Source organism: Lentzea sp. (genome assembly GCF_035525475.1).
Taxonomy (GTDB): domain Bacteria; phylum Actinomycetota; class Actinomycetes; order Mycobacteriales; family Pseudonocardiaceae; genus Lentzea.
The window spans coordinates 57,046-72,337 of sequence record NZ_DATLEC010000090.1; the positions used below are offsets into that span (position 1 = coordinate 57,046).

The following is a 15,292-nucleotide window of genomic DNA, read 5'->3' on the forward strand; positions in this document are numbered from 1 at the left end:
GCGGTTCCTTGAGCAGGAGGCGCACAGCCAGATGCAGGCCGAGTCGCTCGTCGGGATCTCCCAGGTCCACCGCGATGAGCGAACGGATCCGTTCGAGGCGCTGGAGGACGGTGTTGCGGTGGATTCCGAGGTCCAGTGCCGTTCCGGTCGCGGACGACTGTCTGTCCAGATAGGACGAGAGCGTGCGCAGGAGCTGGCCGCTCGGGTCCGCGGTGATCAACGGCCTGAGCAGCTGGGTGGCGGAACCGAGCTGGGTGTCGGTGACGTAGTGGTTGATCAGCAGCCTCGTGGCGCTGCGGGTGTCGACCCGTTCCACGGCACCGGGTTCGTCGCGCGTCAGTGCGATCGTGCACGCGAGGCGGGCGTCGGCGAGGGAGTCGCGGATGCCGGCGGTGCCTTCCGCCGGTGTACCGACACCTGCGCGCATGCGCAGGCCTTCACAGGACCTCTCCACCTCCAGCAGGGCGTTCTGCAGCGAGAGCACCGTTCTGGCCTCGCGTTCGTGGTCCTCGTCGGTGAGCCAGAACGACCAGCCGTCGCCGTCCGGCACCGGGCTGGACGTCCCGTCCAGCGGGGCGAGCGCTTCCCCGAGGCGGTAGGAGAGGAAGGACCTGGAGACGGCACCGCCGTCGGCCCGGATGTGCACGCCGGTGTGCAGGCCGCCGAGTCGCCAGCCCGCCGCGGTGGCGCTCTCCAGCGCGTAGGTGCTCGGTGCCTCCGCCTCGTCCAGCAGTCGTGCCAGCAGAGCGGCGCGTGTGCCGGTCACCCTGTCCAGGTTCAGGGAAACCATCGCCATGTAAGCGATGAACGCCCAGACGGCGACACCGAGAGCCTGGCTCACCGTCCGCGCGAGAGAGGGCACGACCGGTACCACCGCGGCAATCCTGAGGTTCACCGGGCTCGTGGGCACGAACCTGATCGGCTGGATGATCACCAGGGAGCCGTCGCCCACGGCGTGTACGCGTTGTGCTCCTGTCACCGCTCTCCCGCGGACAGCGTTCGCCCGCAGTGCCTGAGGTGGAAGCCATCCCGCCACCACTCGTTCCTGGGGGTCGATCACTCCCACCGGGAGGCGCAGGACGGTCGACAGCACCCGGACCATGCCCTCCGCGTCGGCGATGTTCTGGTGCAACTTCCGGGTGACCATGCCGATCACGGCGGCATCGGAGGACTCGGGCTCGGTCAGCAGGAGGTTCATGATCGGGACGAGACGCCCGGGGTGGTCGTCCACGTTCGTCAGCACGACCGCGACGCCCAACTGGTTCGCGAGAGCGCACACCGCAGGTGACGCTCCCGCGCGAGTGCCGGGGACGAGCAGGCCCGCCGCCCTCCTGTCCGCGGCCACGTGCAACGCACGTACGAATCCGGGCTGGTCGACCGCGAGACCGGGATCCTCGACGCAGATCAGCTCTCCCGGCTCGACGCTCGTCATCCCGGAGACACCTGTCACCGCGACTACCGCGCTCACCGGGCGGTCCGACAGCCGATCGGCCGTCACCACCTCGTGGTCACCCGTGCAGCCGAATGCCAGCAGGTCCCGCAACGTCATCGGCATCGTCGCCCCCCATGGCCTAGGAGCACATCAAACGATCTGATGGCCGAGGTGTCCGTGGAAGCGGAACTTCCACTCAGGCAACGACAAATGGTTCGCCGAGTTACGCAGAGTGCCCCGAACGGTTCAGATGAGCCCCTCCTTGAGCGCGAACGCGACCGCGTGAGTGCGGTTGCGGAGCTGGAACCGGTTCACGACGTCGTGAAGAGCGTTCTTGATCGTGCGTTCGGAGTAGGACAGCTGCGCCGCGATCTCCTTGACCTCCATACCCTGCGCGATCATCCGCAGGACGGAGGCCTCGCGGTCCGACAGGCCGGTGAACCTCAGTCCCTTGGGGGCGAGGACCTGGTGCTGGAGCCGGCTGACCTGCGCCAGCAGCCTGCCCACGAGCTTCGGCGAGAGGACGCCGTTCTGCTCGGTCGCCTGGGTGATCGCGGTGACCAGTCGTTCGGGGGTCGCCTCCGCTCTGGCGACGACTCCTCGCGCACCCGCCTCGATGGCCGCCAGCAGCGCGGCGTCGTCGATGGCCGACAGCACCAGGATCACCTGTCCTCCCGAGCGTGCCCTGAGTTCGCGCACCAGACGCAGGATGTTCTCGTCGGCGATGTCGTTGACCACGACCGACACGACCTCCGGGCCGAGGTCCGCCCCGGTGACCAGTTCGACCTCCTGGCAGGACCGCAACTGGGTCGTCACGCCCGTCTTCAGGATGGGGTCGGTCGACGCCACGTGAACGGGAATCCGGCGCATGTGTCCTCCTGAGCTCCGCGGATGGCCTGCTGCGACACAACTATGGCGCGCGTGCTCAACGTGGGCTCAACACCGGAACTGCCGGTCGCTCTCGTCGCCGTTCAGCGGACGAGTGCGACTGTGAACTCTCCCGACGGGGTGCAGGGATCCCGCTGGTTGGTGCACGAGACGGCGAGGCTCACCCGTTCGCCGGGTGCGAGCAGGGGAGGGGAGTCCGGGACGAAGACCACGGGCGCGTTGCCGTCCCGGTTGACGACGGCGAGGTCGACGACCCCGATGACGACGGTCCCGTGCAGGATCCGAAGAGTTCCGGAGTCCGCGGCCGGATTGCGCAGTCTCACCGACATCACCCGTTTGCGGGGACCGTCGGGCACCACGTAGGAGAACGTCTGGGGACCTCCGCCGACGTTGGGAAAAGCCTGGGTGTCGATGGTGAAGGCCGACGTCACCGGTGCTGTCGTCGAGCGGCTGACCACCGGCGCGGCCTGGCTGACGGGCGCACGCGTCGATGGCGCGGCGGACGAGGTGGTGGCGGTGGTCGTCGTCGTGGTGGCGCTCGAGGACGGCGTCACCGAGGTGGTCCTCACCGGTGCCGGGCCCGCGATGGTGGCCGGGCGCTGGCGCAGGATCATCGTCACGACGATCACCAGCAACATCAGGACGCCGAACAGGATCGAGATGAGCCAGAAGACGCGTTGGGGCACCAGCGCCCTCTGGTCGTAGGCGGCGTCGATCTCGATCGCGGGCGAGTCGGGGACGAGCGCCCTGATGGTGAAGGGCAGGTGTCTGTCCTCACCCTTCCAGATGTACTTGTGCGGGCGGGCGCGCACCCGCACGAACGTCGTCGCTCCGGGAGCGAGCTCGGGATGGGCGGGAGAGACACGGAAGGACAACAGCGCGTCATCGTCCACACAGGACACCCCTACGTGGAACGGGTGGTTTCCCAGGTTGTCCAGCGCAACCGTGTGCCTCCCGGACATACGCCCGGTGGACGTGACCGGAACGACGGCCGCCTCCACTTGCACGAACGGCTCAACGGTGACGATTCCCTCTTGCACGACCGAGCCAGCCGGGTCCTCGCGGGACACGACCTGCAGCGCGAAGGGGTGCTCGCCGGCCGGCACCTCGTGCGTCCGCGGGGGCAGGAAGGTGAGCTCGACGCTGACCTCCTGCTGTGGCAAGAGGTTGGCCACCGGAGGTTTGACCTGGGTCCAGTCCGAGACCGTTCCCCTGGCGGAGAAGACGAACTGGTCGACGACCGCCGAGTTGTTGCGCACCACCACGTGGCACCGGGCGGCGCCGCCGGGGTTCACCACGACCTCGGGCGTGCGGAGTGTGGCGCTCACTGCCATGCCGACAGCGTGGCGCACGAACGGTGCCGAGTCAGTGCGGTGGCGGCCCGACCGCGGGACACCGATGACCGGCCCTCCAGTGCAACGAAGTGTGCCCGTGTCACCCCGATGTGCGACCTGCCCGGTTCGGGCTGACCGGTATGGGCACTTTGCAGTGTGCCGTCCCGGGCAGTCCGGGAGATCGTTCCACGCATGCGCCCGAGACACGTCAGCCTGACCGAGATCACCCCGCGGTCGAGGGCGAGCGGAACCGTTCCCAGGACCGCCGCCCTGAGTGCCCTGGTGAAAGCGGACGCGGCTCGTCTGCGGCTCGTCACGGGCCCCGCCGGCGCCGGGAAGTCCGTGCTCGTCAGGCATCTGCTGGCGGAACCGTCCGGACCGGCTCCCCGCGTCGCGGTCGACTGCCCGGCCGTGCGGCCCGGTGAGTTGCCCCGGGTCCTCGGGGGTCTCCTCGGATCGGACACCGGCGACGTCGACGCGCTCCTGATGGCGCTGGAACGTCTCGACCACCCGTTGTCCGTGGCGCTCGACGGAGTGCACGCGCTGACCCACACCGCGGATCGCCTGGACATCGGCCGTCTCATCGCCGAGGCACCGGAACGGGTTCGCTTCATCGTCACCACGAGGGACGTCCGGGACCTGCGGCTGACCGAGGTGCCGGGGCCCGTCCACAGGCTGGGGTTCGACGACCTCAGGTTCACCGCCGCCGAGGTGGAGCGCCTCTTCGAGTCCGCGGGATCCCGCCCACCCGCCGACCCGGAGGCGTTGTGCCGCCGGGTCGACGGGCTCGCCGCCGCCCTGGTGTTCCTGCGCATGGACGTCTCGCTGCTCGACGCCGGACAGGCCGACGCGGTGTTCGCCGACCCGGTGAGCGGGTCCGATCGCCTCCGGGAGTTCTTGACCAGGGAGGTGCTCGACCCGCTGCCGGCTCCGCTGCGCGACCTGATGATCGACGTCAGTCCGCTCGGGCTGCTGGAGGGGCCGATGTGCGACGTCCTGCTGGGCAGGGACGACTCGGGGGACATGCTCGCGGAACTGGCCGCGAGGGAGTCGATGGTCTTCAGGGTCGGTAGCGGTTCCTACCGTCTGCACACGTCTCTGCGGGAACTGCTGGAGCGGCGCCTGGCCGAACGCTACGGCACCCGCCTGACCAGTCAGGCGTATCTGACTGCCTCGGTGATCCTGAGCGAGGCGGGCAGGTGGTCCGATGCCCACCGGTGCTCCGCGAGGGCGGGGGACTGGGTCACGGCCGCGCGCATCGCGCACGAGTACGGGGTGCCGGCACCGCGGTTCGCCGACCCGTGGGGCACGCTGGCGGAAGCGCGCAGGCTGCGTGCGGCAGGGCGTTTCCCCGAGGCGCACGCGCTCTACACCGAAGCGGTCTCCCGGCTGCCGGAAGGCGTGCTCCGCGACCAGTGCGCCGAGGAGCGCGCCTGCCTCTCCCACTGGCTCGCCGACATCCCCGTCACGCCCCCGTCGTCCCCGGTCGCGACCGACGTGCTGGGGAGCCTGGTGCTGGCCCTGCGCGTCCAGCCATCGACCCTGGTGGGGCGGACCGTTCCCTCGGTGACGCCGGTGTGGACGTTGGCCAGGGCGCTCGCCGCGATGGTCGACGGCCGCACCGACATGGCCGTCGAGCTCGCCCGCCCCCTCTCGGGTGTCAACGACCCGTTCACGTCGCTGGGCGCGCGCATCCTGGTCACCACCGTCGAGACGGCCCTGCACGGCCGCGGGACGATGGCCCAGTTCCACGCGCTGGCGGCGGAGGCAGAGGCGGAGGGCTGGTTGTGGCTGGCGCGGTTCGCGCGCGCCGCCACCGCGGTGCTCGACGCAGCCGCCTGCGCCGACGCCCGCGCCGTCCTCGCCGAGTTCGAGGAAGCGGGCGACGCGTGGGGATCGCTGTTCGCGGTGTGGCTGCTGCTCATCGGGCAGATCCGGGCGGACCTGCCGCACGACGAGGAGGTCGTGCGGACGACGCTCGTGCGGCTCCGGCAACTCGACGCCCCGCTGCTGGAGATGTGGCTGCGCGCGCTCGTGGGTGATCTCGTCGAGCGGATCGAGGCGGAGGACCCCGAGCTCGGGCGCACCGGTCCCGGCTGGGACTGGGACGAGGCGATGGAGCGGCACAACTGCCGGGTGGTCGTCGACCTGCTCCGGCGTCCGCACCGCCCCGCCCGGCCGGTGCTCGCACCCGAGGCGGGACAAGCCGGGGAACGGGCCGTGTCCGTCCGGTGCTTCGGCGGGTTCGAGCTGTCGGTGGGAGGTGTGGCCGTCGACCTCGGCGGGCTGCGCGCTCAGGCGCGCCGGGTGCTGCGCGTGCTCGCCGCCCACGCGGGTCAGCCGCTGCACGAGGAACGCCTCATCGCGGTCATCTGGCCGGACACGCCGCAGAGGTCGGCGAAGCGCCGTCTCCAGGTGGCGATCTCCAGCCTGCGAACTCACCTGAGGGACCGGGTGCCCGGCGCCGAGATAGCCCGGCGGGGGTCCTCCTACCTGTTGAGGCTGCCCAGCGGATCCGGCACCGACGTGCTCGAGTTCGAGAGCGCCATGCGGCAGTGGAGGTCGAGGCCGCGCAACGTCGCCTCGGCCGGTGCCAGGGCGATCGTGGTGACCGTGCTCGACCTGCACCGGGGTGAGTACCTGGCCGACGAGGGGGACGCCGAATGGGTGCTGGCCCGGCGCGAGACCCTGCGGGGCGAGGCCTGCGGCGTGGCCGCCGCGTTGGCACGACTGGAACTCGACGGAGGAGATCCCGCGGCGGCCATCGGCGTGTGCGAGCGCGCGCTGGCCGTGGACGAGCTCGACCACCGGCTGTGGTCGTTGCTGTCGGAGGCCCGCCGTCGCGCGGGGCACCCCGACGGCGCCCTCCGCGCCTGGCGCACCTACCAGGACCTGGTCGCGGAGGGCTGAGCCGCCGGCGCTACTTCAACGCGAAGAACTCCAGCTCGCTGATGGCGACCGTCTGCCGCTCGGTCCCGCTGTACACGTCGACCACCTCGATCGTGACCGACGTGACGAGCGTGGCGTTCTTCAGCTCCAGCGTCTGGCTGCCCCTCGTGTCCACGGGCAGCACGTTCTCGGACTTCCCCGTGTTGTAGGTGAGCCGGAGGATGGAGGGACGGCCGTTCTCGCTGAAGTTCTGGTTGGCGCCGGAGTGGATGATGACCGCCCGGAGCAGGAAGCTCTCGTCGAACCGGACGGTGATCTTGGGCTTGCCGCCTCCCAGCTCGGACATCCAGTAGGTGTCGTTGTAGGTGTCCACCAGCAACTTGGGGTCGTGGTCCGGCAGGGCGGTGAGCGAGGAGACCGTGGACGGCCGCACGGGATCGAGCGTCGGAACCACCTTCCGGTACAACGCCCGGGTGTTGTCGATGATCGTCGTCCGGAACGGCGGGTAGAGCGCGTAGACCAGCGTCAGCAGGAGGCCGACGATCACCAGCGTCGCCCTGATCCGTCTGAAGGTCATCTTCACGACCCAGGTGCGGTGGCTCCTGGTGCCCTTCGCGCCGGGACGGGTGCCCAGCGCGTACCGCTTGGTGCGGCGGCGGAAGAGCCGTCGCCACCACACGAGCCGGACGACGCCGGCGTCGGCGAGGGACTCGCCGCAGCGGCTGCAGAAGTGGCGGCTCGGCGAGTTGCCCTCACCGCAGACCGCGCACACCAGGTCGTCGGGCTCCAGGCGGCGGCTCGGCTTCGTCCTGACGATCGCGCGCGTCTTGCGCACGGCCGGTGCGGGCATGAGCTCCGGGGTCGCCTCGTCCCGCGCCTCGGCACGCCCGTCCACCGGCTTGGCGAGCGAGGCGACAAGATCGGCGTCCGGTCGTGACCGGTCCTCACCGGCCGCCGGTGGCGGTGGTGGGGTGCCGGGGGCGGCTCGAGGAGGCGCCGGGGTTGGTGGAGGGGGAGGGGTGGCTGCGCCGGGCGGGGGAGGGGGCGCGCTCGCCCTGGGCGGAGGAGCCGGGGGCGTCGGCGCACCGGGAGGGGCCGGTGGCGCCGCTCCCGGCGGCTTCGCTCCTGGCGGCGCCGGTGGTTTTGCTCCTGGGGGTGCCGGTGGTTTTGCTCCTGGGGGTGCCGGTGGTGCCGGTGGCTTCGCGCCCGGTGGAGGTGGCGGCGCGGCCGCGCCGGGAGGGCGCGGTGGAGGTGGTGGCCCGCCCGGCGGAGGTGGTGGCGCCGCAGTGGGAGGCGGCGGTGGCGTGGCGGGAGGCGGGGGCTCGGCCTCCGACGTCCACGTCGCCACGGCGGCCGCGCTGGTGCGCGCGGGCTCCACGCGCACCCGTTCGGGCAGCCACGAGGCGATCCGGCGGCGCACGCGCTGCCACCAGGTGAGCTTCTCGTCCACGACCGGAGGCGGCTCCTCGACCACGACGATCACCTCGGGTGGCTGCGCGACCCTCTCGCCGTTCCACTCCAGGAAGCGGCCACAGTCACCGCAGAACGCGTCGGCGTCGCTGTTGTGGTTCCCGCACATCTTGCAGACGATCATCGGATCACCTGCAGGGTGTGCACGACGTGGACCGGTTTCGCCGCGCGGATCACCGCGGCGACAGCTTCCTCGGACAGCGCGCGCGGGTCTCGCGGCCTGACCACGACGCTGACCCAGTGCTCCACGTCCGTCGGCGGCTCCGGTCGTGGCCGGACCGACCACGACGTGCCGCCGCTCTCGAAGATCTCCACCTCGCCGTCGACCACGACGGTGAGGTGCCGGCGCAGTCCGGCGATCGTGCCGCGCATCCGGAACAGGTCGACGGCCTCCGCGACCACCGCCCGCTGCGCCGTCATCGGCCAGCTCTCGTCGAGCAGGACGCCGAACCAGCTGGACAGCCAACGCACGAACTCCTCGGGGGCGAGCAGCGGATCGATGTAGGCGTCGACGCAGTCGATGGTGCTGATCAACGGTGCGAACACGTCGTCGAAACCGGCGGTCCACCGCACGGCGAAGGTGCTCTCCGCGAAGACCGCCGGCAGGAAGTCGATCAGGGGGTAGGGACTCGGGAGCAGGTCCCGGAGGTTTGGGAGGCCGGTGTTCGTGACAGCGGACGAGGTCATCTCGACTCCTCCACGCGCACCTGGTGGTCGTAGGAGAACACGAGTCCGCCGGTGCCGACGGGGAGCAGCATCGTCTCCACGCCACGTTCTCCGGTGACGGGGTTCGCGCCGTAGAGGCGGACGTCCTCGACGATGTCGACGCCGCGCACTCCCTGCAGCACCGCGAAGACCTCGCCGTGTGTGACCCGTCTCCCGAACGGCCAGCCGGTGCCCTCCGGCCCGCCGGTGAGCGGGTTGAGGTAGCCGTAGAGCGCGTCGAGGGCGCGGGCGCGGACCTCCTCGGTGTCGAGCCGGGGACGGGCCACCAGCCGCGTGACCACGGTGACGCCGCGGTAGCGCGGTGGTTCGACCAGCACCCTCGTGCCGACGAGGCGGACCTCGTCGAGCCTGCCGGCGATCCGTTCCAGGGTCGCGGGTGCCGGAACGAGGTCGGCGAACAGCAGTTCGCCGGACCGGTGCGCCGCCGCCGGGACCACGAGCACCTTCACCGCGCCGTGCGGGACGTCGTCCTCACCGGCCGTCACGCAGTGGATCCGCGCGGCCTCCGGCGCGGCCTCCCCGGAGATCGCCTCGTAGTCCTCGGCGGTCACGGCCCGGCTGCGGGTGCGCAGCATGATCGGCCCCCGCGACTTGGCCTCCGCGAGCGTCTCCCCGTCGACCCCTCCGGACGCCGGCCGGAGGTTGGTCACCCCCGAGACGAACGGGATGGAGGCTTTGAGCGTGTCGATGGCGAACCGGGCGACGTTCCCCCGGCTTCCTCCGCCGTGGTAGTACCGCCGTGCCCTGATCCTGGCTCCCTGTGGAGGAATGGCGCCGTGGCACCGCAGGGAGCCGTCCTCGGCGCGGACGGCCGGACCGAAGGCGATCTCGCCGGAGACCCAGTCGATGACGAAGTGCCGGTCGTCCGCTCCACTCGCGGAGAAGTCGTCGACGGCGGTCCACTCCTGCCAGCCGTCGTCGTCGGAGACCTCCACGATCGCGGAGTGCGATCCGGCCAGCACAGGAGACCGGGACAGCCCCAGCCGCTGCCCCGGAACACCCTCCGACTCTCCCAGTTCCTCGAACTCGACGATCTCCCCGTGCACCGCTCGCGCCGTCGCGCCGACCGTGCCGGCGTGCAGGGAGCGGACGACGGGGGTCGAGCTGTAGGAGGGTTGTCCCGCAAGAGGTTCGACCACTCGGATTCTCAGCCAGCCCGCGCGCTGCTCGTCGATGACGCTGGCCTCGTGCCCCTCCGGCAGGTGCACGACGATCCGGCCGGGGCGGTTGAGACCCGCCGTCTCGTCGGTGGTCAGGTCGCACTCGGCCCAGCCGTCGCCCGTCCACGCCTCCCAGACGATCGGCGGGTGCAACGGGTTCACGCCGACACCCGAGATCGCGCCGTCGAAGTCGATGCGCACCGCGCAGGAGGGAGCCGGGTCGAGCAGGCCGACGAGCAGGGTGTCGCCGAGTTCGGGAGGTTCGCTGAACGCCTCGAACTCCTGCCCGATCTCGACGGCCGTCGTCTGGTTCTCGCTGCCCACACCCGACTTCCTGACCCGTCGCACCGCGCTGATGGACGTCGGGCTCACCGCGAGGTCGTCGGCCGTGGAGAAGACGATCGCGGCCTCGCTCTCCGTGCGCGTCGTGGACACGGTGGTGCCGCGCCGGATCACCAGGGGCGAGCGCGCGGGCGTGGACAGCCAGAAGGTGATCGGTACCTCCGCCGGCGTCGGCGGGAACATCCGCAGTCCCAGCAGCTCGAGGAACTTGACGTACAGCCGGTCCGGCACCCGGTTCAGCCGGTAGCACAGCTGCTCGGTCATGAAGGCGAACACCTCGATGAGGGTGACGCCGGGGTCCGACACGTTGTGGTCCGTCCATTCAGGACAGCGGCGCATGACGAAGCGCTTGGCGTCGTCCACGAAGTCCTGGAACCGCCGATCGTCCAGAGTGGGCGCGGGAAGCACCATCAGTAGTCGCCCTCCTCGGGAATCGTGTAGAAGGGGTGGACGAGGTTGCGCTCGTCGTTCTCCCCCTTCACCTGGTAGGTGATCTCGATCAGAAGCAGGCTCGGCTCGTCCGGGTCCGACCGCACGACCACGTCCGAGACGGTCACGCGCGGCTCCCAGAGGTCGAGCGAATTCCTGACCTCGCGTTCGATGGCGGCGAGCACGTCGACCGACGCGCCCTCGAAGGTGAAGTCGCGCAGCTTCGAACCGAAGGCAGGCCGGAAGGGCCGTTCCCCCGGATAGGTGCGCAGGACGAGGGCCATCGCCTGCTCCAGCTTCCTGGGGCCGCCGATGGTGGCGATCGTGCCGTTGGCGGTCACGTCCAGGGGGAACGCCCAGCCTCGCCCGACGAACTCGTCGTCGATCATCGGTACCTCCGTCAGAGCGGGATGGGGAGGCCGTTGACCGTCAGCAGGCCGACGATGTTCACGGTCTCGGCGGTGAGCGTGATCGTTCCCTGGGCGACGATGCCCATCGCGGTGCCGGCGTTGACCACGGTGGCGCCGCTCTCGCCGGCCCCCAGGTAGACCAGGCCGTTCTGGGCGGTGATCGACACGCTCGGCATCGGGCACAGCGACACTCCCGGCACGAGTTGGGCGTTGATGCTCACGCCGGCGTTGACCTGGTCGACGGTCAGGCCGATCTCACCGTTCTGGCTGCCGAGGCGGGCCGCGGAGGCGAGCGCGCCGATGCCGGGGGACGGGGGACCGCCCTGCCCGCCCGAGCCGAGACCGGCGCCGACCCCGTCCGCGATCGAGCCGATCGCGTCCAGGCCCGCACCGCCGCCCACGGGATTGCCGGATGTGGCCGCGCCCATGCCGATGTCGAAGGCGGCGCCGGCGAGTCCGCCCGCCACCGCGCCGGCACCGCCTCCCGTGCCGCCGGACGGGGGTGCGCCCAGCGGCATCGGAACGTCGTAGAACAGCAGTGAGTTGCCGGTGCTGGACACGAAACCGCGGTGGTGGATCTCGCTCACCAGTCCGGGGGTCACGACGGATCCCGCCTGGGAGGGGCTGTCCGTTCCCGGCATACCCGGCACGGTGGGCAGGTCCGGCATCTCGGGCATGCCGGGAACGCTCCCGAGATCACCCAGACCGGGCATCCCGGGTAGAGGGCTTCCCGTACTGCCGAGGCCACCCCCCAGCGGGGACAGGAAACTGCTCAGATCACCGGACTGCACCCCTGCGACCCCCGCCACCGCGAATGGGCCCCCGGCCATGACCGGACCTGAGGACGCGACGTTCCACGTCGTCAGGTTGTTGATCATTCCGCCGAGCACGTACGGACGGCGCACGTCCCCGAACTCGAACGCCACCAGCACCTCGTCGCCCACCTCCGGCAGGAAGCTCGCCCCGGTGCGCTGTCCCGCGGCGAACTGCACGTTGGGCGCCCAGTCGGTCTCGAACTCCGGGGAGAGCCACGGAAGCGTGACCTTCACCCGTCCCTTGCCCAGCGGATCGGCGCAGTCGGCGACCACCCCGCACACCACGCTGTCGAGCACGGACCTCTCACCGCCGCCGGACGCGCCCCGCGACGCGAGTCCCACCACCGAGCGGTCCTGCCGGCCGTGTGCGGAGAAGATCACCCGGTAGCCGTGCTCCGACTCGTCGAACACGTGCCTGGCCCTGGACACCCGCCACGACCCGGCGAAGACGCTCTGCACGCCGGAGACCTCGATCCAGGCGCCGGGCTGGATCGCGGCGTTGCCCTTCACCTCTCCCTCCGCCTCGGCGAAGGTGCTGCCCGCGTCCGTGCCTGCCGCGTTCGCGACGACGGGACCGTTGACCGGCATGGTGATCGCGGAGGCGAAGGGCTTGCCCACCTGGACGTGCGCGGTCGGGCTCGGGACCGGGCCGAGGTCGCCGACCGGTGAGCCGAGCATTCCTCCCACCGGCGACATCGCGGAACCGACGTCGTTCACCACCGACGACAGCCGGCCCGTGACGGCTGAAGTCAACGCGGAGGCGAGACCGTTCGCCGCACCCGCCGGTCCGCCGGACGCGGCGAACATCCTGCCCAGCGATGCCGGCGAGTGCTCACCACCGCCCGGCGTGGCCACTACCTGGGCCACCGCCTTGCGCGCCAACGGGTCCCAGCTGCGCACCTCGACGTCCGGCGTGAGGTTCCCCGCTGTGATCCGCGGGCGGAAGCTGATCAGCTTGTCGGGGTAGGGCACCGCGACCGGATGGGACCCCGCCGCGGCACCACCGGCGACCGGCCGGAAGTGGAACACCCCCGCCGTGACACCGAACTCGTAGCCGATCTCCCTGGCTCTGCAGTCCAGGAAGTCCCAGTCCGTCTGGTTCACCTGGGCGAGATAGGCGTGCGTGACGGTGCTCGTGGCCACGTCGCCCGGCGTCAACCCGGCCTGTGTCGCGATCTGCCGCGCCACGTCGGAATCGGTGACGTTGACGAAGCTGCGGCTCCGCTTCGCCCGTTGCAGCCGGTGTTCCCGCGTGTAGCCGCGCACCGCGGTGCGCATCGTCATCCCGGCCAGAAGGCCCTCCACGGACGTGACCTCACCGCTGATCAGGACGAGGGGCTCGCCGGACGGGCCCGCGCCGCCGATCTCCACGGGCGCACCGATCGACAGGCCCGCCAGGCCGAGCGTCGACCCGTCCGGGTCGAGGAAGGTCAGCTCGAACATGCCGGGCAGATGCGCGTCGTTGTCCACGACCGCGCGCAGCAGCCGGGCCGCCACGTCCTCCCGCAGCGGTGATCCGCCCACCGTCACGCTCGCGCGTCCGGTCGCCTCACCGTTGGCGACGGTCTCCGCCGGTTCGGTCATCGTCCCTGCCCTTCGGAGGTCTCGTTCGCCGGCGGCAACGCGAGTGCGCGGCCCGGTTTCACCCGCAACGGGTCGTCGAGGGCGTTGGCCTCGGCCACCTTGCGCCAGGCATGGGGACTGCCGTAGACGCGGTGGGCGATCTGCACGACGTTCTCGCCCTGGCAGACCACGTGTCTCGTCCGCCCGGGCACACCACCGGAGGTCGGGTTGGTCCGGGGCTTCGGAGCCGTGTACTCGACCAGCGTCAGGTCGAAGCTCGCCCACACCGGCACGCCGTACTCGTCGAAACGCTTGTACTTGACCTTGACGTTCTCCAGCGCCACCTTCGCGTTGCGACCCATCGGACCCACGATTCCCCAGCTGAACAGCAGGACCGGCAGGCGGTAGAACACCGGGCTGGACGCCATCTCCTTGAAGGGGTTCTTGGTCGCGGACTCCGCCGCCCCGCCGGTCGCCCGGGACCTCAGCGAGTCCGCCTTCGCGACGAGCCTGTTCGCCAGGTTCTCCGCGGCGGAGAACGATCCGAGCTCGAGTGCCGCCGCGGCGCTGATCTGCACCGGGGTGGCCCAGGAGATGAGCTGGTCCACCGCCATCTGCGTCGTGCCCGCACCGACCACCTGCGCGCCCGCGAGCTCCAGCCGGATGTTGCTCGTCCCCTTCAGCGCGTCCTGGAAGCTGTGGGTGACGACCGCGCGGTTGCCCTCGGTGTTGTTCTTCTTCTTCAAGCTGACGTCGGTGGGGTTGAGGGAGAACACCACCGGCCACCCACCGGACTCGGGGACGAGTGTCGCCTTGGCGTTGCCGCTCACCAGTCCGAGGACGTTGGTGATGTCGGAGATCGCCCGGCCGGGAATCTTGATCACAGGAACCCCTCGTGAGCCAGTTCGAGTGTTTCCTTCGCGATCCCCGCCTTGTCCGCTTCGAGATCGGGGCCGGTCCACGAGACGGGGTAGACGTTGCGCAGCTCCCAGGAGGTGACGACCTGCCACTCGGAGTCCAGTAGCTGGATGGTGGCGTCGTCACCGAGGAAGCCGCTGACGATGGAGGGCAGCGCACCGGGCTGGCCGTAGGGGGACCACTTGCCGCGCAACCAGCTCAGCACCTGCGCCGACGACGAGTCGATCGCGCGTTTGAGCCTGATCGGCTTGTAGTCCACGTCCGCGAACAGGATCCGCTGGTACCCGTACTGCCCTGGGTCGTGGGCCTTGTGCAGCTTGGCGTCCACCTTGAGTCCCGCGCAGGACGCCCAGTCGCCGAGGCTCACTCCTCCCACGATCACGTTGAACCGCATGGACATGCCCATGACCGGGCGTGCGCCGATGTCACTCATGCCGTACCCCGTTCTGTCGCCGCGTTCACCGGGTGGCCTGCTGGCCGGGAGCGAGGAATCCACCGTGGACGATCGTCAGCGTCTCTACGGCCACCTTGCTCGACGTCGCGTCGAACTCGCTGATCTGCCAGCCCACCGGGAACATCTCCCGCAGGTTCCACACCGCGACCGGGATCCCGCCCGAGGTCGACATCTCGACGGCCCCCTCCTCCGGCACTCCTCCGCGCGCCTGGACGTCGGCCAGCCACGCCTGGACGGCCGCCGTGCCGGCGGCGTCCGCGGCACGGCTGAGCTTGACCTGTTCGTACCGGGGTATCGCCGCGAACCGGACCACCTGGTCCGAGTTCCCCCGCCGGTACTCGGCGACATCCCACTTCACCGACAGCCCGGCCACCTTCGACCACGAACCGAGGTCGTGCGCGCCCGCCGTGACGGCGAACCTGTGAGACATCCCGTGCGCCAGGGACAGCTTGTCCGTCATGG

At 70.7% G+C, this 15,292-nt stretch carries 11 protein-coding genes and 1 pseudogene; 1 reads left to right on the forward strand and 11 read right to left on the reverse strand.

Features of this window, described 5'->3' with window-relative positions:
* Positions 1 to 31: 31 nt before the first annotated feature.
* From VM306_RS16185 to VM306_RS16195, 3 genes and pseudogenes are all read right to left on the reverse strand, one after another.
* Positions 32 to 1,555 (reverse strand): annotated as a pseudogene (locus VM306_RS16185) (PucR family transcriptional regulator); the annotation flags it as partial.
* A gap of 123 nt (positions 1,556 to 1,678) precedes the next feature.
* Complete coding sequence (locus tag VM306_RS16190) at positions 1,679 to 2,302, reverse strand: response regulator transcription factor (RefSeq protein ID WP_325515814.1); 624 nt, start codon at positions 2,300 to 2,302, stop codon at positions 1,679 to 1,681.
* A gap of 101 nt (positions 2,303 to 2,403) precedes the next feature.
* A complete protein-coding gene (locus VM306_RS16195) occupies positions 2,404 to 3,654 on the reverse strand; it encodes a hypothetical protein (RefSeq protein WP_325515815.1) in 1,251 nt (416 codons plus the stop codon).
* 192 nt (positions 3,655 to 3,846) lie between these two features.
* Here VM306_RS16195 and VM306_RS16200 point away from each other — a divergent pair, with 192 nt between their 5' ends.
* Positions 3,847 to 6,564, forward strand: a complete 2,718-nt coding sequence (locus VM306_RS16200) for a BTAD domain-containing putative transcriptional regulator (RefSeq protein WP_325515816.1) — start codon at positions 3,847 to 3,849, stop codon at positions 6,562 to 6,564.
* Between the two features lie 10 nt (positions 6,565 to 6,574).
* Here the strand turns inward: VM306_RS16200 and VM306_RS16205 are convergent, their stop codons facing one another.
* The 8 genes from VM306_RS16205 to VM306_RS16240 are packed head-to-tail and all read right to left on the reverse strand — an operon-like array spanning position 6,575 to position 15,290.
* Complete coding sequence (locus VM306_RS16205; protein ID WP_325515817.1) at positions 6,575 to 8,137, reverse strand: NADase-type glycan-binding domain-containing protein; 1,563 nt, start codon at positions 8,135 to 8,137, stop codon at positions 6,575 to 6,577.
* Entirely contained in the window at positions 8,134 to 8,700 is a 567-nt protein-coding gene (locus tag VM306_RS16210; RefSeq protein ID WP_325515818.1) for a phage tail protein, read from the reverse strand. Before VM306_RS16210 ends, VM306_RS16205 begins: the two co-directional genes overlap by 4 nt.
* A complete protein-coding gene (locus VM306_RS16215; protein WP_325515819.1) occupies positions 8,697 to 10,652 on the reverse strand; it encodes a putative baseplate assembly protein in 1,956 nt (651 codons plus the stop codon). Before VM306_RS16215 ends, VM306_RS16210 begins: the two co-directional genes overlap by 4 nt.
* Positions 10,652 to 11,059, reverse strand: coding sequence for a GPW/gp25 family protein (locus VM306_RS16220; RefSeq protein ID WP_325515820.1), 408 nt, complete (start codon positions 11,057 to 11,059; stop codon positions 10,652 to 10,654). The genes VM306_RS16215 and VM306_RS16220 overlap by 1 nt, the downstream gene beginning before the upstream one ends.
* A gap of 11 nt (positions 11,060 to 11,070) precedes the next feature.
* Complete coding sequence (locus VM306_RS16225; RefSeq protein ID WP_325515821.1) at positions 11,071 to 13,479, reverse strand: phage baseplate assembly protein V; 2,409 nt, start codon at positions 13,477 to 13,479, stop codon at positions 11,071 to 11,073.
* A complete protein-coding gene (locus VM306_RS16230; protein WP_325515822.1) occupies positions 13,476 to 14,342 on the reverse strand; it encodes a hypothetical protein in 867 nt (288 codons plus the stop codon). Before VM306_RS16230 ends, VM306_RS16225 begins: the two co-directional genes overlap by 4 nt.
* Entirely contained in the window at positions 14,339 to 14,809 is a 471-nt protein-coding gene (locus VM306_RS16235) for a phage tail protein (RefSeq protein WP_325515823.1), read from the reverse strand. The genes VM306_RS16230 and VM306_RS16235 overlap by 4 nt, the downstream gene beginning before the upstream one ends.
* 25 nt (positions 14,810 to 14,834) lie before the next feature.
* Positions 14,835 to 15,290 (reverse strand): phage tail protein, encoded by a 456-nt coding sequence (locus tag VM306_RS16240; protein ID WP_325515824.1) that lies wholly within the window; start codon positions 15,288 to 15,290, stop codon positions 14,835 to 14,837.
* Positions 15,291 to 15,292: the final 2 nt, after the last annotated feature.